Below are 17137 nucleotides of genomic sequence, written 5' to 3' on the forward strand. Positions count from 1 at the left end.
ACGCCGCGCCCGGGGCGGTCGGGCGGGGTGGGGGCGGTGGGGTGGCGCGGGGGCGGGCCGCGCCCCGCCCCCCCCCCCCGCGCCCGGTCACGCGGTGATCTTGTATGCGCGGATCACGGTGTGCGTGAAGGTGTTGCCGTCGCTGTCGGAACCGGAGGCGCGCAGCGAGGCGTAGCCCGCCTTGGCCGGGTTGCGCACCAGCGCCGCGCCACCCGCGACGGGCACCCGCTTCCACGTCCGGCCGTCGTCGAACGACACGTCCACCCGGACCTGGCCCACCTCGCCGTTGTCCGCGCCGTCCTGCTGCTCCACGGTCAACGGCACGCTCAGCACGAGCCCGGCGGGCGTGGCCCCGGCCGCGTCCAGCTCCGGCGTGAACCGCACCAGCGACAGCGGCAGCCGCCGGCCCTGGCCCTTGGGCAGCACGTCCGTGCGGAACGTCCACGCCCCGGTGATCCGCGTGGACAGCTCGGCCGCCGCCGGGTCGCGCACGATCTCGTGCTCCACCCGGTAGTCGGCCTCGCCCGCCGGCACGCTGAACTCCGCCCACTGGTCGCGGGCCAGGCCGACGAGCCGACCGTCCCGGTACACCGCGGTGCGCGCCGACTCGTAGCTGCCCCGGCCCAGGTTGTCGTCGCGGTCGTTGATCAGCGGCACCTGCGCCGTCAGGCGGTCCTCGTACAGGCCGAGGTAGGTGGCCGAGTACCCGGACAGGCCGGGCCCGAGCACCGGGTAGGCGAACCGCTCGGCGTAGTCGCCGTCCAACCGGTACGTGCGGTGGAACGACGAGTAGTCCGCCTCGGTCCGGTACTGGGGCGACAGCCGCTGGTAGCCCCAGCTCCAGGTGAGCCGGTCGGGGGTGATCAGGTCGACCACCGACCCGCCCGCGGGCACCGGCAGCAGCACCGACCAGCCGCCCGAGCCGTCCGGCGGGTTGGCGTTGCCGCTGTGCAGGTGTTGGCGGTCGGGCGGGCCGGGCGCGAACCGGGTGCGCACCTCGGCCAGCTCCTCGCGGGCGGGCGCGCGGGTGAAGCCGGTGGGCACCGCGCCCGGCTCGACCCAGCGGAACCGGTAGTGCGTCGGCGTGCCGTCGACCGGCGGGCCCTGGAACTGCGCGCCGATCGAGGCGCTCAGCTCCTGCTCGGTCAGCCGCGGCCCGGCCTGGCCGACCGACATGTCGCCGAAGCCGCCGATGAACGCGGTGTTGAGCACGACGCGCCGCCCGTTGAACACCCGGGACACGTTGATGTCGCCGATCATCGGCAGCGCGGCGGGGTCGGGCGCGGTGACGCGGAGCGGCCGGGCCACCCGGGCGTCCACCTCGAACCGGGTGTGCCCGGCGTCGACCGTCATCGCCGGCCGGGGCACCACCGCGGCCCGCGAGCCCGTGCGCACGAACGAGCGGGTCAGGTACTCGCCCTTGGGCAGGCGCGTGGTGACCGCGCCGTCCACCCCGTACACGTCGCGGTAGACGTCGTTGTCCATGCCCACGATCACGGTCGAGTGGTCCAGGGCCGGGTTGCCGTCGGCGTCGAGGTGGTCGATCGTCACGTCGTAGCTCTCGACCTCGCGGGCCAGGCTGACCGGGACCCGGGACGGCCCGCCGACCAGGACGCCCGCGAACACGCCGTCGAGCGAGCCGACCCGGGTGTCCGCGGTGACGGCCACGTCGGCCGTGCCGCCGGCGGGCACGGTGACCCGCGCCGGGTCGACGGTCAGCAGCCCGGCGGGCGCGGCCTGCCCGCCCGGCCCGCGCAGCTCGGCGGCGAGGTCGAAGGTGACGGGCTCCTTCCCGCCGTTGCGGTAGGTCACGGTCTTGGTGACCGGGGCGTCGTCGTGGTGCGGCCAGGGCTGCTCCTCGAACGTGACGCTGACCGGCGCGGCCCCGACGGCGGTCGTGATCGCGCGCGTCAGGTCGACCCGGCCCGCGCCCTGGTCGAACACGGACAGGGCCGGGTTCGGCTTGGCGGAGGCCATGAGCGCGCCCTTGAGCTGCGCGCCGGTCCAGTCCGGGTGCTGCTGGGCGAGCAGCGCGGCCGCGCCCGCGACGTGCGGGGTGGCCATCGACGTGCCGGACAGGGCGAGGTGCCGCCGGCCGACCGGGGTGCCGATCCGGGCGCCGGCGGCCTTGGCGGCGACGATGTTCAGGCCGGGCGCGGTGATGTCCGGCTTGACCGCGCCGTCGCCGTTGCGGGGACCGCGGCTGGAGAAGTGGGCGAGGTCGTCGTCGTGCCGGACCGCGCCGACGGTCAGCGCGGCGTCGGCGCTGCCGGGCGAGTCGATGGACTCCGAGCGGCCGCCGTTGCCCGCCGCGACGACGAACAGCGTGCCGGTCTTCTCCGACAGCAGGTTCACCGCCTCTTCGAGCGGGTCGACGCCGGGCGAGTCGTAGCCGCCGAGGCTCAGGTTGACCACGTCCGCGCCCTGGTCGACGGCCCACTGCATGCCCGCCATGACCCAGGACTCGGGGCAGCCGCCGTTCACGCACACCTTGCCGTCGAGGATGCGGGCGTCGGGGGCGACGCCCCGGTAGGTGCGGTCACCGCTCGCGATGATCGCGGCGACGTGCGTGCCGTGCCCGTCGAGGTCGGCGCTGTCGGGGTCGTCGGTGAAGTTGCGCTCGGCGACCACCTTGCCCCTCAGGTCCGGGTGGTCGCCGTCCACGCCGCTGTCGAGCACCGCGACCTTGATCCCCTTGCCGGTCAGGCCGGACTTCCACGCGGTGGGCGCGCCGATCTGGGCGGTGGACCGGTCGAGGCTGGGCCGCAGCATCCCGTCCAGCCAGACCTTGGTCACGCCGGGGTCGGCGAGCAGGGCGCGGAACGTCGCGCCGGCGTCGGCCTTGGGCGCTTGCGCCGCCACCGCGCCGGACGCGGGCAGCGCCCGGGCCGAACGCAGGCCGACGGCCGGCGCGCCGGTGACGATCAGCGGCACGTGGTCGGTGCGGGAGTCGTCGTACCCGGCTTCGACCAGGCCCGTGACGTCGAACAGCCGCGGGTCGAGCCGCCCCGCGGCGACGGCCTTCGCGGCGTCCTCGGGGACGACCCGCAAGCGGCCGTCCCGGTACGTCGAGTGGAACGTGATCCGGTCGCGGCCGGGCCCCGGCTGGAACGCGCCGACCGCCTCGCCCCGCACCACGACCCGGTCGCCGGTGATCAACGTGACGGTGCGGGGTGGGGCCGGTGGCGCCGGTGAGGCGGCTTCGCCGGCCGGCCGCCCGGCCGCCGGCGCGGCGTCGGCGACGCCCGCGGCCGACGCGGCGGCCAGGACGACGGCCAGCACGACGGCCGCCGGTCCCCTACCGCGCTTTCGTGGTCTGAACACACGTACCTCCCGAATCCGGTGGTGCGCTGGGATCGCGCAGTCGGGAGGCGCCGCAGACCCGCGGTGGCGGTGGACCGTAAGTGACGAAGCCCCCGACGACCTCGACGCTAGCCACCCCCGCGGGCGGGGTCAGCGTCTCTTCGGCGGGCCGGGCGACCAGCCGAACGCACCACGGGTCGTCGGGGGCGATCCCGCCGATCAGTCGTACAGGCGGACGTCCGCGATGCTCCACCAGCTCCCGGAGCTGCCGGTCGAGGTGATCCGCAGGTGCCGCGCGCCGGTGCGGCGGACGTCGATCGTCGTCAACTGGCCGACGCCCGTGCCGGACGCGAGCGTCCGCCACGTCGTCCCGTCGTCGCTCGCGGAGAGCCGCCAGCCGCGGGCGTGGTCGCCGAGGTGGCCGCCGCTGTCCACGGCGACCCGGCGGAAGTGCTCGCGGGCCCCGAGGTCGACCTGGAGGTACTGGCCGGGGGCCTGGCCCTGGCCGCTGCTCCACCGGGTCGAGGCGTCGCCGTCCACGGCGAGCGCCGCGCCCTCGCCCGCCGGGGACGCCGTCGCGGTGGCGCGGGTGAGGGGCACCGGGTCGTGCCGGTCGTCGAACGCGCGGTGGGCGGGCCAGGTGAAGGTGGCCAGCGCGCCGCCGGGCAGGGTGTACTCGAAGGTGCGGTCGCCGACGTTCACCGCGAACGTGCGCGGGTCGTCGTTCTGGTTGTGCGCCACCAGGGCCGTCGAGCCGTCGGGGTTGCGGAACGCGACGTCCATGACCTGGCCGTTCCACCCCGTGGTGCCGAAGGAGGTGCTGGCGATCCGCCGGGCGCCGGGCTTCACGAACTTGGCCAGGTGGCCGATCGTGTAGTACTCGGCGTCGGTGGTCACCGAGCCGTCCGGGTGCGCCGTGACGAGCCCGGTGCACGTGCCGCAGCCGCCGTTGTGCGGTCCGCCGGCGCTGTCCAGCGCGATGTTCCAGTTGACCGCGCTGCGCGCCCAGTTGCGGGTCGTGCCGATGACGACGTTGCGGGCGTGCCAGGTGAGCGTGTCGCGGAAGACCTTGGCGGGCGGGTCCTGCGCGCCCTTCGAGCCGGAGCACTCGGTGAACCAGATCCCCTTGGCGGGGAAGCCGTCCCGCAGCGCGGTCTGGGCGCTCGGATCGCCGTAGTAGCAGTGGAACGCGGTGCCGGCGACCCAGCGGGCGGCCCGGCCGCGCAGCACCTGGTACGGGTAGTCCGTCTCGGGCGACGAGCCGGGCGGCGTGGCGGCGACGTCGTTCGGGTGGGTGGCCCAGTTGTGGTCGTAGGCGAGGATCTTCGTGCGGGGGCTCGCCAGGCGCAGCTTCGGGCCGAGTGCCTCGATCACCGCGAGCTGCTGCGCGACGGGCATGTCCGTGCCGGGGTAGGCGTCGGGCGTGCGGTTCTGCGGCTCGTTCTGCACGGACAGGAAGTCGATCGGCACGCCGGCCGCGGTGTACGCCTGGACGAACTTCACCAGGTAGCGGGCGTAGGCGTCGTGGACGGCGGGGTCGTCCTTGAGCCGGCCGCCGACGAGCGAGTCGGTGGTCTTCATCCACGCGGGCGGGCTCCACGGCGTGGCCATGACCTTCAGCGCCGGGTTGAGCCGCTTGGCCTCGCGCAGCAGCGGCAGCACCGTCCGGCGGTCGTGGTCGATGTCGAAGTGGCGCAACGGGAAGTCGGTCCGCCCCGGCGGCACGTCGTCGTGGGTGTAGTGCTCGGCCTCGGCGGTGAAGTCCGACGAGCCGATCGGCTGGCGCAGGAAGCTCACGCCGATGCCGTGCACGGGGTCGAACAGGTCGCGCAGGGTCTTCGCGCGGACGTCGGGCGCGAGGCCGTTCAGCACGGCGGCCGACGAGTCGGTGATCGACGCGCCGAAGCCGTCCACGGTCTGGAAGGCCCGGTCGGGGTCGACCACGATCGTCGGGTGCGGGGACGGCGTCGTGCCGAACGCGACGGGCGGCCGTTCGGCCAGCAGCTCGGCGCGGTCGGCGGTCGTCACCCAGACCCGCGCCCGCGGCACGTCGGGGCCGCCGGCGGCCTGCGTCGCGCCGCCGGCGACGAGGCCGAGCGCCAGGGCCACCGCCGCGGCGCGGCGAACAGTCGTGCTCATGGTCGTCCTTCGGGTCGGACCGGCAGGGATGTAACAGACGATCAATCATGGTGGAACACGAGCTTGCAGGATGAAACACGCGCCGTCCCGCCGACGTCAACCCCCAGCGTGGCCGGTGGCTATAGTGATCCGGTGCAGCCACGAGCCCGTCACCTGCGGCGACGCCATGCCGGATAGCCGGCGCGTCACCGTGCGTGACATCGCCGCGGAGGTGGGCGTCTCGATCGCCACCGTGTCCCGCGTGCTCAACGACCACGCCAACGTGGCGCCGCGCACCCGGGATCTGGTGCTGCGCGCGGTCGAGCGGAGCAGGCTGCGCGACCCGGAGCCCGACGCGCCCCGCACGGTCTACGTGCGCTGCCCGTACGTGCTCACGGACTACTTCGGCCTGCTCGTCTCCTCGATCGCCGAGACGCTGAAGCTGCACGGCGTGCGCGTGCTGCTCGACGCCGGGGAGTCGTCCCAGCAGGCCGACGCGCTCGCGCGCCTGCCCGACGAGCCGGGCGTCGACGCCGCGATCCTGATCCTGCCGCCCGAGGACGGCGACCGGCTCGTCGCGCTCTCGCGCACCGGGCTGCCGTTCGTCGTGGTGGACCCGCGCACCCCGCCGCCGCCGGACGTGGCCGCCGTCTCGGCCGCGCACTTCGCCGGGGCGCGGGCGCTCACCGGCCACCTGGTCGGGCTGGGCCACCGCGACATCGGCGTCGTCGCCGGCCCGGCGGAGTGGCTGGCGGGCGACGCGCGCCTGGCGGGCCACCGCGCGGCGCTGTCCGAGGCGGGCGTGCTGCCGGTGGCGCACCACCTGTGGCACGTCGAACCCACCGCGGAGGCGGGCCACCGGGCCGCCGCGGCGCTGCTCGACCACCCGCACCGGCCGACCGCGATCGCGTGCTTCAACGACAAGCTGGCCGTCGGAGCCCTGCGGGCGGCTCGGGAACGCGGGCTGCGCGTGCCCGACGACGTGTCGGTCGCGGGCTTCGACGACATCGACCTCAGCCAGGCGACCCACCCGCGGCTGACGACCGTGCGGCAGCCGTTGCGGGAGATGGGGCGCATCGCCGTGACCCAGCTCCTGCGCATGCTCGACGGCCCGCGGCCCGAGGCGCTGCACATCGAGCTGGCCACGACCCTCGTGGTGCGCGAGTCGACGGGACCCGTCGCGCGCGGGTGAGCGGGGAGTGCCCGGAAGGGCGGCGTGCGGTGCCCGCGAGCACGGCCGCGGGGCCGGCGTTCCCGCCGATACGCTCGATGCCCGCGGCCGACCGGGTCGCCCCTCCGGAGGAGGAGACGCCATGGCCCTGTTCCAGAAGAGCTTCGATTCCTACCTGGTCTACTACCGCTGCGGGCCCGACGGGGTCGGGCCGTGGGCGGGCGGGTACCGCGCGCTCGTCAACTGCTACGCGGCGAACTCCTACGTCGGCGGGCTCCGCTTCCTCGCGGAGGGCGTGGCGCTGCCGGCCAACACGGGCGGGCCGAACAGCATCGAGCTGCACTACCCCGTGAGCGCGTTGTCCGACATCCTCGGGATCCTGCGGTACGAGAAGCCGTTGCGCCTCGACTTCCACGACGACACCCTGGTCGGCGTCCTCTCCACCACCGCCGAACCGATCGGGGAGCAGGAAGGCGTCTGACCGCGCGGTCCGGTCGGGTGGCGACGCCGTGAGCCCTCCACCGGACCGAACCGGGCCGGTCCGGGTGCGGACCGGCCCGGGGCGGGGATCAGCCGCTGACCGAGGCGGAGAAGCTGTTGACCGCCAGGCCAACGCCGCCGTTCCACGGCTCGAACCCGGCCTGGATGCTGGTCAGGTACCAGGACGTGGTGATCGCGCCGCGGTTGCGGACGTCGTTGACGAAGTCCATCACGTTGAACGACCACGAGTTGATCGGCGACGGCGCGACGTAGGAGATCACGTTGTTCGAGCCGTTGCTGCCGCGCCAGACCTGCCACGTCCGGCCGCCCACGTTGGCGTTGCCGACCGCGCTGCCGATCGGCTGGATCGAGCCCTGGCGGTTGAACCAGATCATGATCTCCATCTGGTTGACGCCGTTCGTCTTCGGGGTCGGGTCGAGCCAGATGTCGTAGGAGGCGTTGTAGGTGCCGCCGACGTAGGTGTAGTTGATCGACGACGACGCGCTGCGGATCCGGCTGACCTGCATCGGCAGGTTGGTGCCCGGCGAGCAGTTCGAGTAGTGGCAGCCGAAGAACACCGACGGGTACGACAGCGGCGCGCCGTTGGTCGGCGCCGAGCCCTGCTGCTGGGTGATCCGGAAGCCGGACGAGGTGACGTTGATGCACTGCGTGGCCGAGGTGCCCCACCTGTTGTTCTGGACCACGTAACGGCCCTGGATGGTGGTCGACCCGTACTGCTCGCAGATCGTCGTGTCGGCCTGGGCGGCGGGCCCGGCGGCGACGACGGCACCGGCGGCCAGCAACCCGGCCAGCACGATGCTGCGGAGAGAGCCTCGCATGGAACTCCTTTCGACGGTCCACGACGGCGGGGAGCGAATCTTGGGAGCGCTCCCAGAGTAGACCGGATCGCCGTCCGCCGCATTGCTCGCGTCGGGGGACCGCGCCGCACCGCGGTCTCTCCCCCGGTCCATCGCGCCGCACCGCCGTCCCTCCCCCGGTCCATCGCGCCGCACCGCCGTCCCTCCCCCGGTCCGGGGCACCGCCGGGCAAACGTGAGGAGCCGCGGTCGAGTCCCGCTCCCCGCCCGGGAAGCCGCCGGGCGCGTCACCGCCCGCGCCGGGTCCCGCCGACCGGCGGCCGCCGGCACGTCGCCCGCCGGGTCGGGTCCCGCGCCAGGGCACCGCCCGGCACGTCACCGCCAGGGCCGGGCGCCGAACCCGGCGGTCAGGCGAGCCCTTGCGGGAAGGCCAGAACCCGGTCCGGGTCGTAGCGGCGGGCGACGCGGCGCAGGCGCGGGAGGTTGCGGCCGTAGTAGGCGGTCGGCCAGTCCGGCATCTCGGGGTCGATGTAGTTCACGTAGCCGGTCCCCTGGCCGATCCCGTCGCGCAGGTCGGCCAGCAGCCGGCGCGCCTCCGCCTCGCCCACGCCCACCACGTCGACGAACGCCTGCGCGCTCGCGATCGCGCCGCGGTGCGGGAACGGGGTCGCGTCCGGCGGCACCCGGCCGATCGCGCCGCCGAACGAGTCGAACAGCACCACGCCCAACCGCCGCCCGTCCAGCAGGTCCACCACGCGCGCCGGGTCCACCGGGCGCAGCAGCATCCGCGACGACGCCACGAACGGCAGGCCGGCGGGCGGCTCGCAGGTCGTCTCGCAGCCGGCGAAGTACCGCATGGCGGTGCCGTAGTCCATCCGCCGCACGGTGCTCCCGCTCGGCGCGACCCGTGCGGTGAACTTCTTCAGCAGCCGCTCCAGCTCGTCGTCCGGACCGATCCACGCCCCGCTGACGACCACCCCCGGCGGGCTGCCCGCCGACGGGGTGCAGGCCGTCCACAGCCCGTCCGGCGCGCCGACCATCCACTCCTGCCACGTGCCCAGCACGTCCGTCGCCGAGCCGGTGGGGTAGGTCAGGACGAACGCCGTCACGTCGGTGGCCGGCGCGGTGTCGAACGTGAACGACGTGACCACGCCGAAGTTCCCGCCACCGCCGCCGCGCAACGCCCAGAACAGGTCGGGTTCGACGTGCGCGTCGGTCCGGTGCACCCGGCTGCCCGGCGTGACGACCCGCGCGGCGCTCAGGCGGTCGCACGTGAGGCCGTACTTGCGGCCGGTCACACCGATCCCGCCGCCCAGCGCGAGACCGCCGATGCCGACGGTCGGGCACGACCCGGCGGGCAGCAGCCGCCCCTGCCGCGCCAGCGCGTCGTACAGGTCGAGCAGCCGGACGCCCGCGCCGACCACCGCCCGGCCGTCCGGCAGGACCCGGACCGAGCGCAACGCCGACAGGTCGACGACGAGCCCGCCCTCGGGCACGGAGTAGGCGGCGTAGCTGTGCCCGCCGCTGCGCGCCGCGACGGGTATCCGCTCCCGGGCGGCGAACTCCAGGCAGCGCGCGACGTCGGACTCGTCGGCGCACAGCGCGACCGCAGCCGGCCTGCGGTGCGCGTACACCGTGTTGAACGGCCGGCGCAGGCTGTCGTAGTCGTCGTCCTCGGGCAGGACGAGCCTGCCGGTGAGCGACCGGCGCAGCCGGTCCCAATCGCGTTCCCACGTCCCCAGCGCCAGCAGACCGGTGGCCTGGAGGAAAGTCCTGCGGCCGAATTCCATGAGTGCCCCCTGCCCCATGGTGCCCCCGCCGGGCGATCCGCCACTCCGCCGAACGGGTTGGCGTCGCCCGAACCGCCCGCACCACCGCCACCACCACGGCCCGACGTCGCCCAACCGGCGCACTCGCCCCCGGCGTCGGCGAACTCAACCCCGCGCCACCGCGGCCGCCAGGCGCGAGGCGACCGCCGCCACGGCGGCCCGCAGCTCCGGCCCGCCCTCGACGCGGAAGCCGAACGGCACGGTCGCCAGCCACTCCTGCGCGTACATGGCCGGGTTGTTGGTGCTGCCCACGAGCACGCACCGGTCGCCCTGGGCGGTGAGCCTGCCCATCGGCGGCCGGATCCACGGCGCGACCCGGTCCGCGGGCGCGTCGAACACGACGCGGGTCGGGAAGTCCCAGCCCGTCCCCAGGTGCTCCTCCACCGCCGCCACCGGGTCGAGCCCGTCGGGCGGCACGAACCGGCGCTCGGTCCGCCGCACCGCGCGCACGCGGTCGACCCGGTAGGTGCGGACCGCGGCGGAGCGGTGCGAGTGGCACAGCAAATACCAGCGGCCGTGCCGGACGACGACCGCCCACGGGTCCACTTCGGACTCCCACTCGACGCCGGAGTCGCCGCGGTAGGTGACGACCACCCGGTGCCGGGCGGCCACGGCGGCGACGAGCGCGCTGGTGGTGGCGGGGTCCGGGCGGGCCGCGCGCCGGTCGGGCGCGGCCGACGCGTGCGCCCGCAGCACCGCCGCCTGCCTGCCCACGTGCTCGGGCAGCGCCCGGATGACCTTGCCCAGCGCGTCGCCGACCAGGTCGTCACCGCCGGACGCCTGCCCGTCGAGCACCGCCATGACCAGCCCCAGCGCCTCCGCCTCGGTGAACACCACCGGCGGCAACCGGGTGCCGCGCCCGAGCCGGTACCCGCCGTAGGGGCCGCGGGTCGACTCCACGGGGACGCCCGCCTCGCGCAGGATGCCGACGTACCGCCGCGCGGCCCGTTCGGTCACGCCCAGCCCGGCGGCGAGTTCGCCCGCCGTCACGCCGGGGCGCGCCTGGAGGATGTCCAGGGCGCGCAGAGCTCGCGCGGTCGGGCTGAGTTCGGTCGGCACCCCGGCAGGGTAGGGCGGCCGGCGGCAGCGGCCCGCACGGGGAACCCATTCGCCGTCAGGCAGAATACGGCCGAGCCGCCGACGCCCTGGAGGAGTGCGATGACCGTGCCCGGAGTCGACCGGCGACCCACCCGGCTCGACCTCGCCCGGACCGAGGCGGAAGCCGTGCTCGGCGCGCGGGCGGCCGCCCGCGTGCAGGCGTTCCCCGACGGCGGTCTCCACGTCCGGGCGGGCGAGGCGCGGCGGTTCCTGGCGTGGTTGGCGGACTTCGCGGTGTTCGCGCTCGCCACGGGCGTCGGCCTGGTCGCCCTCGGCGTGCCGTACGGCCGCGGCGCCTTCGACAGCTCGACGCTCACGCTGCTGGCCCTCGCCGTCCTGATCGCGGTCCCGCTGCTGTACGGCCTGTGCTACCGCAACGGCCGCGCGCTCGGCGGCGTGCTCACCGGCACCCGGCTCGTCCGGATCGCCGACGGGGGCCGGATCGGCGCGAAGGGACCGTGGGCGATGACGGTCCGGACCACGCTGTTGCCGTTGCTGCTCCTCGGCGTCGTGATCGGCTCCCTCGCCGCCGGCTCGCCGCTCGGGTCGCCGGCGCGCACCAGCGTCGACCACCGCGCCACCGCCCGGCTCCACGCCGCGGGCCTGCGCCGGCTCACCTGACGCGGCGCGCCCCGTTCGGCGGGGTGGGGCGACGCGACTGGCCGGTCCGGACCGGCGGTCCCCGGTGGGACGATCGTCGCCGTGGCCGACCACCAGGGGGTTGAGCGATGGTTCCCGACGTCCTGACCGCCGTCGCGGACCTCGCGCCGCGGTTGACCGCCGCCGCCGCGCGGGCCGACGAGGACCGCCGGCTCGCCGACGACACGGTGGCGGCGATGCGGGAGGCGGGCGTGTTCCGCGTCGCCCGGCCCGCCCGGCACGGCGGCGGCGAGGCGTCGATCCGCACCCACCTCGACGTCTCCTCGGCGGTCGCCGCGCTCGACGGCGGCGCGGGCTGGTGCACGGCGCTGTGGAACGGCGGGAGCTGGATCGTCTCCCTGTTCCCGGACCGGGCGCAGGACGACGTGTGGGGCGCGGACCCGGACGCCTTGATCAGCGGCACGCTGATGCCGAGCGGCACGGCCGAGCGCGTGCCGGGCGGCTACCGGCTCGGCGGGGCCTACACCTACGCCTCCGGCATCGGGCACGCGTCCTGGGGCCTGGCGGCCGCCGTGCTGGAGGACGGCCTGGCGTGGCTGCTCGTGCCGCGCGAGGACTTCGACGTCGTGGACGAGTGGCACGTGGCCGGCATGAGGTCGACCGGCAGCAACCGGTTCGTGGTGGACGGCGCGTTCGTGCCCGACCACCGGGTGCTGCGGATCGAGCGGCTGGTGGCGGGCGCCAACGTCACGCCCGCCACCGCGACCGCCTTCGGCGCCGCGTTCGTGCCGTCGCTGGTGGTGATGCTCGCCGGCCCGCTGCTCGGGCTGGGTCGCGCGGCGCTGGCGCACGTCCTCGACGCCGCGGCCACCAAGCGCATCGCGTACACGGGCTTCGACCGGCAGCGCGACTCGGCCGCCTTCCGGCTCCAGGTCGCCGAGGCGGCCGCCGCCGTGGACGGGGCCGGGCTGCACGCGTACCGCGCCGCCGACGCCCTCGACCGGCACGCCGCCGGGACGACCTACCCGGACGAGCTGCTGCGCGCCCGCTGCCGGGCCGACGCCTCGGTCGCCACCCGCCACGTCACGCGGGCGCTGGAAGCGCTGATGTACGCCCACGGTTCGGCCGGGTTCGCCGACGCGAGCCCCTTGCAGCGCGTCTGGCGCGACGCGAACGTGGCCGCCCGGCACGGGATGCTGATCCCCCGGGTCAACCTGGAGCTGTGCGGCTCGGCCCTGGTCGGGGCGGAGAACACGATCAGCCCGCTCGTCCGACCGGTCACCGGACCCGGATGACGTGCTTGCCGCGCACGCCGCCGGCCTCCAGCGCGCGGTGCGCGTCGGCGATCGCCGACAGCGGGTGCACGGTGTCGACCACCGGCCGGATCGCGCCCCGCTCGACCAGCGCGGTGAGGTCCGCGAACAGCTCGGTCTCGGGGTTGCCGCTGAAGAACCGCACCCGGCGCGACCCGAACACGGCCGACGCGAGGAGGTAGCCGACGTCCCCGGCCGAGCGGAACGCGATGCCGACCATCCGGCCGCCGGGGCCGAGCAGGCGGCGGTACGCGGGCAGCGCGCTGCCGTGGGTGTCCAGGACGACGTCGAACCGGCCGAGGTCGGCGGGGTCCGTGCGGTAGTCGACCGCCTCGTCCGCGCCCAGCTCCTCCCGGACGAAGTCGAGGTTCCGCTTGCCCGCCAACGCGGTGACGTGCGCGCCGTACGCCTTGCCGAGCTGCACGGCGACGCTGCCCACTCCCCCGCTCGCGCCGCGCACGAGCAGCCGTTCGCCCGGGCGCAGGCGGGCCCGGTCGCGCAGGGCGGTGATGGCGGTCGTGCCGACGCCGGGCAGCGCCGCCGCCCGGACGAGGTCCAGCCCGGCGGGACTGGGCGCGAGTTGGCGCGGGCTCAGCGCGAGGTACTCGGCCGCGCTCCCGAACCGCCCGCGCGGCAGCCCGCCCCACACGTGCGCGCCGGGCTCGTAGCCGGGCCCCGACACGACCTCGCCCGCGAAGTCGATCCCCACGCGCTTGGGGAACTTCGGTCCGAGCAGGAGCTTCAGCCGCCCGGACCGACCGAGGACCTCGCCGCCGTTGACGCTGACCGCGTGCACCCGCACCACCACCTCCCCCGGTCGGGGCACGGGTTCGGGCACCTCGCCCTCGTACAGGACGTCCGGCGGGCCGTACCGGTCGAACAGCGCTGCGCGCATCCCTCACCTCACAAGTGGAAGACACCCTCCACTTCGACGCTAACACGACAACCGGAGGGTGCCTTCCGCTTGCGCTAAAGTGAGAGGCGTGGCCGGTGAGACGACTCGGTTGCGCGTGGACGCGCGGCAGAACCGGGACCGCATCCTCGCGTCCGCGCGGGAGACGTTCGCCGCGGTGGGGCTGGACGCGTCGATGACCGAGATCGCCCGCCGCGCCGGGGTCGGCGTGGCGACGCTGTACCGCCGGTTCCCCACCAAGGCGTCGTTGGTGACGGAGGTGTTCGCCGACCAGTTGGCGGCGTGCACGGCGGTGGTGCACGAGGCGTCCGAGGACCCGGACCCGTGGCGCGGCTTCTGCCGGGTGGTCCGGGAGCTGTGCGAGATGCAGGCCCGCGACCGCGGGTTCAGCGCCGCGTTCCTGCGCGCGTTCCCCGACGCGGTGCCGGTGGAGCGCAAGCGGGCGGAGGCCGAGGAGGTGTTCGCCGGGCTGGTGGCCCGCGCCCAGGCTGCGGGCGCGCTGCGGCCGGACTTCACCACCGACGACCTGGTGCTCGTCCTGATGGCCAACAACGGCCTGGTCACCGGCTCGACGGACGCGACCGCGGCCGCCTCGCGCCGCATGGTCGCCTACTTCCTCCAGGCGTTCCGGGCCGGCGACCCCCTGCCGCCGCCGGTCCGCCTCGCCCTGCGCGAGGCGCTCGGCTAGACCCGGTCAGCGCGATGTCGGGCCGGCGCGAACTCTCACGGACCGGCGGCGCGAACCCCGGGCAAGCGCGATCCCGGGCCGGACCCGACCGGCGCGACCCGGCGCGGCGCGAACGGCGGCGCGAAGTCGGGCAAGCGCGATCCCGGGCGGCCCCGGTCAGCGCGATTTCGGCGCGCCGTAGCGCAGTCCGTCGACCAGCAGCGCGATCATCCGCTCGGTGTGCCCCTCGAACTCGTCGGAGGCCAGGGTCAGGTTGGCCGTGGCGCGCAGCAGGTCCCGGGGGTCCACGTCGGAGCGGATCCCGCCCGCCGCCGCGGCGGCGTCGAGCAGCGCGCCGAGCACGGGCACGAACCGCTGGTCGAAGTAGCCGGGCAGGGTGTCGTAGGCCGGGTCGCCCGAGTGCAGCGCGGCGCTCAGCCCGCGCTTGGTCCCGATGAAGCCGGCGAAGCGCCGCAGCCACCGGGCGAGCGCCTCGACCGGCTCGTGCCGCGCGGCGAGGTCGGGCGCGGCGTCGGCGCACGCGTCCACCTCGTGCCGGAAGACCGCGGCGATGAGGTCCGAGCGCTGCGGGAAGTGGCGGTAGAGCGTGCCCGCGCCCACGCCCGCCCTGGCGGTGATCTGCCGCACCGGCGCGTCCACGCCCGAGGTCCGGAAGACCTCCGCCGCGGCGGACAGCAGCGCGTCGATGTTCCGCCGCGCGTCGGCGCGCACGCGCTTGCCCGGCTCCGGGGTGCCCTCGGTCACACCAGCCCTCCCTGGCTAAGTGGAACATCGTTCCGTATCGTCGTAGTCGGAACACCGTTCCGCTTCGTTCAGGGTAGCCGCACCCGCACCGACCACCGCACGAGGAGCGCCATGAAGTACCGCACGCTGGGCCGCACCGGGATCAAGGTCAGCCCGTACTGCCTGGGGGCGATGATGTTCGGCCCCGTCGGCAACCCCGACCACGACGACGCCGCCCGCATCATCCACAAGGCGCTCGACGCGGGCGTCAACTTCGTCGACACCGCCGACTTCTACTCGCACGGCGAGTCGGAGGAGATCGTCGGCAAGGCCCTCAAGGGCCGCCGGGACGACGTCGTGCTCACCACCAAGGCCCACCTGCCGATGGGCGAGGACCCGAACCGGCAGGGCAACTCCCGGCGCTGGCTGGTCCGTGCGCTGGAGGACTCCCTGCGCCGCCTGGGCACCGACCACGTCGACCTGTTCCTGGTGCACCGCCCCGCGCCGGACACGGACGTGGAGGAAACGCTCTCGGTGCTCACGGACCTGGTGCGCGCGGGCAAGGTCCGCGCCTTCGGCTCGTCCACCTTCCCGGCGTCGGACCTCGTGGAGGCGCACTGGGTCGCCGAACGGCGCGGCCTGCACCGGCTCCGCGTCGAGCAGCCGCCGTACTCGATCCTCGACCGGGGCATCGAGCGCGAGGTGCTGCCCGTGTGCGAGCGCTACGGCATGGGCGCGATGGTGTGGAGCCCGCTCGCGCAGGGCCTGCTCACCGGCCGCTACCGCAAGGGACAGGCGACCGACAGCCGCCGGGCCGCCTTCCGGCACATGAGCGACGAGCGCCGGCTCGACGCGGTCGAGCGGCTGATCCCCGTCGCCCGGGACGCCGGGATGTCGTTGACGCACCTGGCGATGGCCTTCGCGATCGCCCACCCGGGCGTCACGTCCGCGATCCTCGGCCCCCGCACGGAGCAGCAGCTCGACGACCTCCTGGCCGGCGCCGGGATCGCGCTGGACGACGACGTGCTGGACCGGATCGACGCGATCGTGCCGCCCGGCACCGACGTGGGCGCGCTCGACATGGCCTACAACCCGCCGGCGGTCCTGCGGCCGGCCCTGCGCCGCCGCGCGGCCGACGAGCGGTCCGCCGCCTGAGGCGGGGCCGCCCGGGTCAGCCCTGCTCCTGCTCGACCCGGCGGTTCCACTCGCGCTTGGTCGACTGCCAGCCGTCCTCGTCGGAGCCGAGCCGCCAGTAGCCGGAGATCGACATCTGCTCGCGCGGCACGCCCCGGTCGAGTCGCAGGTGCCCGCGCAGGTCCTTGACCATCGTCGCCTCGCCGTGGACGAACACCTGGACCACGCCCCCGGGGAACTCCGCCGCCCGGACCGCGTCCACGACCAGCCGGCCGCGCGGCCCGCCGCGGCGGTGCAGCCACCGCAGGTCCACCCGACCGGCGGTCCGCACCTCCTGCTCGTCCTCCGTCCCGTCGACCTCGGCGAACACCAGTGCCCGCGCGCCCGCGGGCAACGCCTCCAGCGCCGCCGCGATGGCGGGCCACGCGCTCTCGTCACCGGCCATCAGGTGCCAGGCGACGTCGGGGTCGGGCGCGTACCCGCCGCCGGGGCCGGCGAAGTGCAGCACGTCGCCCGGCTGGGCCTTGGCCGCCCACGGCCCGGCCACCCCGGCGTCGCCGTGCACCACGAAGTCCAGCCACAGCTCGCCGGCCTCGGCGTCCCAGCGGCGGACGGTGTACGTGCGGATCCGGGGCCACCGGTCCCGCGGCAGGGTCGCCCGGATCACGCCGAGGTCGAACGGCTCCGGGTAGAGCACGTCCTCCAGCGGGAACGCGAGCTTGACGTAGCTGTCGGTGTAGGGGCCGACGGCGAAGTCGGCGAGCCCTTCGCCGCCGAGGACGACGCGGATCATCCCCGGCGCGATCCGCTCGGTGCGCACCACTCGTCCGCTCCGCCCACGGGATCGTTCAGCCATGTCGCCTACTCCTCGGTGATTCCAACGGCGCAACGCCCTTCACCGTACGTGCCGCCGGTCGCGGCGGACCGGGCGGTGGGACGTGACGTCCCAC

General features: G+C 75.2%; 14 protein-coding genes. 6 read left to right on the forward strand and 8 right to left on the reverse strand.

All coding sequences use genetic code 11. From position 1 onward, the window contains the following. Positions 1 to 87: 87 nt before the first annotated feature. Together ACFXGA_RS34145 and ACFXGA_RS34150 are read right to left on the reverse strand one after the other, a co-directional pair. Positions 88 to 3324 (reverse strand): S8 family serine peptidase, encoded by a 3237-nt coding sequence (locus ACFXGA_RS34145; RefSeq protein WP_378095220.1) that lies wholly within the window; start codon positions 3322 to 3324, stop codon positions 88 to 90. 198 nt (positions 3325 to 3522) lie between these two features. After that, complete coding sequence (locus tag ACFXGA_RS34150) at positions 3523 to 5442, reverse strand: discoidin domain-containing protein (protein ID WP_378095222.1); 1920 nt, start codon at positions 5440 to 5442, stop codon at positions 3523 to 3525. 190 nt (positions 5443 to 5632) lie between these two features. On the opposite strand from ACFXGA_RS34150, the gene ACFXGA_RS34155 reads away from it, so the two are divergent. Both ACFXGA_RS34155 and ACFXGA_RS34160 read left to right on the forward strand, forming a co-directional pair. Beyond that, positions 5633 to 6613, forward strand: coding sequence for a LacI family DNA-binding transcriptional regulator (locus ACFXGA_RS34155; RefSeq protein ID WP_378095224.1), 981 nt, complete (start codon positions 5633 to 5635; stop codon positions 6611 to 6613). Positions 6614 to 6734: 121 nt separating this feature from the next. Beyond that, positions 6735 to 7073 carry a hypothetical protein gene (locus tag ACFXGA_RS34160; protein ID WP_378095226.1) on the forward strand — a complete coding sequence of 113 codons (339 nt, stop codon included), beginning with the start codon at positions 6735 to 6737 and terminating at the stop codon, positions 7071 to 7073. Positions 7074 to 7161: 88 nt separating this feature from the next. On the opposite strand, the gene ACFXGA_RS34165 is transcribed toward ACFXGA_RS34160, so the two are convergent. From ACFXGA_RS34165 to ACFXGA_RS34175, 3 genes are all read right to left on the reverse strand, one after another. Next, positions 7162 to 7911, reverse strand: a complete 750-nt coding sequence (locus ACFXGA_RS34165) for a glycoside hydrolase (RefSeq protein WP_378095228.1) — start codon at positions 7909 to 7911, stop codon at positions 7162 to 7164. Positions 7912 to 8296: 385 nt separating this feature from the next. Continuing rightward, positions 8297 to 9679, reverse strand: a complete 1383-nt coding sequence (locus tag ACFXGA_RS34170) for an FAD-binding oxidoreductase (RefSeq protein WP_378095230.1) — start codon at positions 9677 to 9679, stop codon at positions 8297 to 8299. Positions 9680 to 9823: 144 nt separating this feature from the next. After that, entirely contained in the window at positions 9824 to 10777 is a 954-nt protein-coding gene (locus tag ACFXGA_RS34175) for a helix-turn-helix transcriptional regulator (RefSeq protein ID WP_378095232.1), read from the reverse strand. A 99-nt stretch (positions 10778 to 10876) separates the two neighbouring features. On the opposite strand from ACFXGA_RS34175, the gene ACFXGA_RS34180 reads away from it, so the two are divergent. Together ACFXGA_RS34180 and ACFXGA_RS34185 are read left to right on the forward strand one after the other, a co-directional pair. After that, positions 10877 to 11437 (forward strand): RDD family protein, encoded by a 561-nt coding sequence (locus ACFXGA_RS34180; protein ID WP_378095234.1) that lies wholly within the window; start codon positions 10877 to 10879, stop codon positions 11435 to 11437. A 107-nt stretch (positions 11438 to 11544) separates the two neighbouring features. Beyond that, the gene (locus ACFXGA_RS34185; RefSeq protein WP_378095236.1) at positions 11545 to 12711 is read left to right on the forward strand and encodes an acyl-CoA dehydrogenase family protein; all 1167 of its coding nucleotides are present in this window, start codon (positions 11545 to 11547) and stop codon (positions 12709 to 12711) included. Here ACFXGA_RS34185 and ACFXGA_RS34190 read toward each other — a convergent pair. After that, complete coding sequence (locus tag ACFXGA_RS34190) at positions 12695 to 13624, reverse strand: NAD(P)-dependent alcohol dehydrogenase (RefSeq protein ID WP_378095238.1); 930 nt, start codon at positions 13622 to 13624, stop codon at positions 12695 to 12697. The two genes, ACFXGA_RS34185 and ACFXGA_RS34190, sit on opposite strands and share 17 nt — an antisense overlap. Before the next feature lie 88 nt (positions 13625 to 13712). On the opposite strand from ACFXGA_RS34190, the gene ACFXGA_RS34195 reads away from it, so the two are divergent. Further along, a complete protein-coding gene (locus tag ACFXGA_RS34195; RefSeq protein ID WP_378095240.1) occupies positions 13713 to 14330 on the forward strand; it encodes a TetR/AcrR family transcriptional regulator in 618 nt (205 codons plus the stop codon). A gap of 156 nt (positions 14331 to 14486) precedes the next feature. On the opposite strand, the gene ACFXGA_RS34200 is transcribed toward ACFXGA_RS34195, so the two are convergent. After that, positions 14487 to 15074, reverse strand: a complete 588-nt coding sequence (locus ACFXGA_RS34200; RefSeq protein WP_378095242.1) for a TetR/AcrR family transcriptional regulator — start codon at positions 15072 to 15074, stop codon at positions 14487 to 14489. A 111-nt stretch (positions 15075 to 15185) separates the two neighbouring features. On the opposite strand from ACFXGA_RS34200, the gene ACFXGA_RS34205 reads away from it, so the two are divergent. Beyond that, positions 15186 to 16208, forward strand: coding sequence for an aldo/keto reductase (locus ACFXGA_RS34205; protein ID WP_378095244.1), 1023 nt, complete (start codon positions 15186 to 15188; stop codon positions 16206 to 16208). Between the two features lie 16 nt (positions 16209 to 16224). Here the strand turns inward: ACFXGA_RS34205 and ACFXGA_RS34210 are convergent, their stop codons facing one another. Continuing rightward, positions 16225 to 17043 carry a siderophore-interacting protein gene (locus ACFXGA_RS34210; protein WP_378095246.1) on the reverse strand — a complete coding sequence of 273 codons (819 nt, stop codon included), beginning with the start codon at positions 17041 to 17043 and terminating at the stop codon, positions 16225 to 16227. Between the last annotated feature and the right edge of the window lie 94 nt (positions 17044 to 17137).

The organism is Actinosynnema sp. NPDC059335 (genome assembly GCF_042752395.1).
Taxonomy (GTDB): Bacteria; Actinomycetota; Actinomycetes; order Mycobacteriales; family Pseudonocardiaceae; genus Actinosynnema.

What these genes read in the sequence shown, in the direction of transcription:
- ACFXGA_RS34160 (WP_378095226.1), top strand. Translation starts at nt 6,735, where the DNA reads ATGGCCCTGTTCCAGAAGAGCTTCGATTCCTACCTGGTCTACTACCGC.
- ACFXGA_RS34190 (WP_378095238.1), bottom strand. Translation starts at nt 13,624, where the DNA reads ATGCGCGCAGCGCTGTTCGACCGGTACGGCCCGCCGGACGTCCTGTAC.
- ACFXGA_RS34150 (WP_378095222.1), bottom strand. Translation starts at nt 5,442, where the DNA reads ATGAGCACGACTGTTCGCCGCGCCGCGGCGGTGGCCCTGGCGCTCGGC.
- ACFXGA_RS34205 (WP_378095244.1), top strand. Translation starts at nt 15,186, where the DNA reads ATGAAGTACCGCACGCTGGGCCGCACCGGGATCAAGGTCAGCCCGTAC.
- ACFXGA_RS34210 (WP_378095246.1), bottom strand. Translation starts at nt 17,043, where the DNA reads ATGGCTGAACGATCCCGTGGGCGGAGCGGACGAGTGGTGCGCACCGAG.
- ACFXGA_RS34185 (WP_378095236.1), top strand. Translation starts at nt 11,545, where the DNA reads ATGGTTCCCGACGTCCTGACCGCCGTCGCGGACCTCGCGCCGCGGTTG.
- ACFXGA_RS34165 (WP_378095228.1), bottom strand. Translation starts at nt 7,911, where the DNA reads ATGCGAGGCTCTCTCCGCAGCATCGTGCTGGCCGGGTTGCTGGCCGCC.
- ACFXGA_RS34180 (WP_378095234.1), top strand. Translation starts at nt 10,877, where the DNA reads ATGACCGTGCCCGGAGTCGACCGGCGACCCACCCGGCTCGACCTCGCC.
- ACFXGA_RS34170 (WP_378095230.1), bottom strand. Translation starts at nt 9,679, where the DNA reads ATGGAATTCGGCCGCAGGACTTTCCTCCAGGCCACCGGTCTGCTGGCG.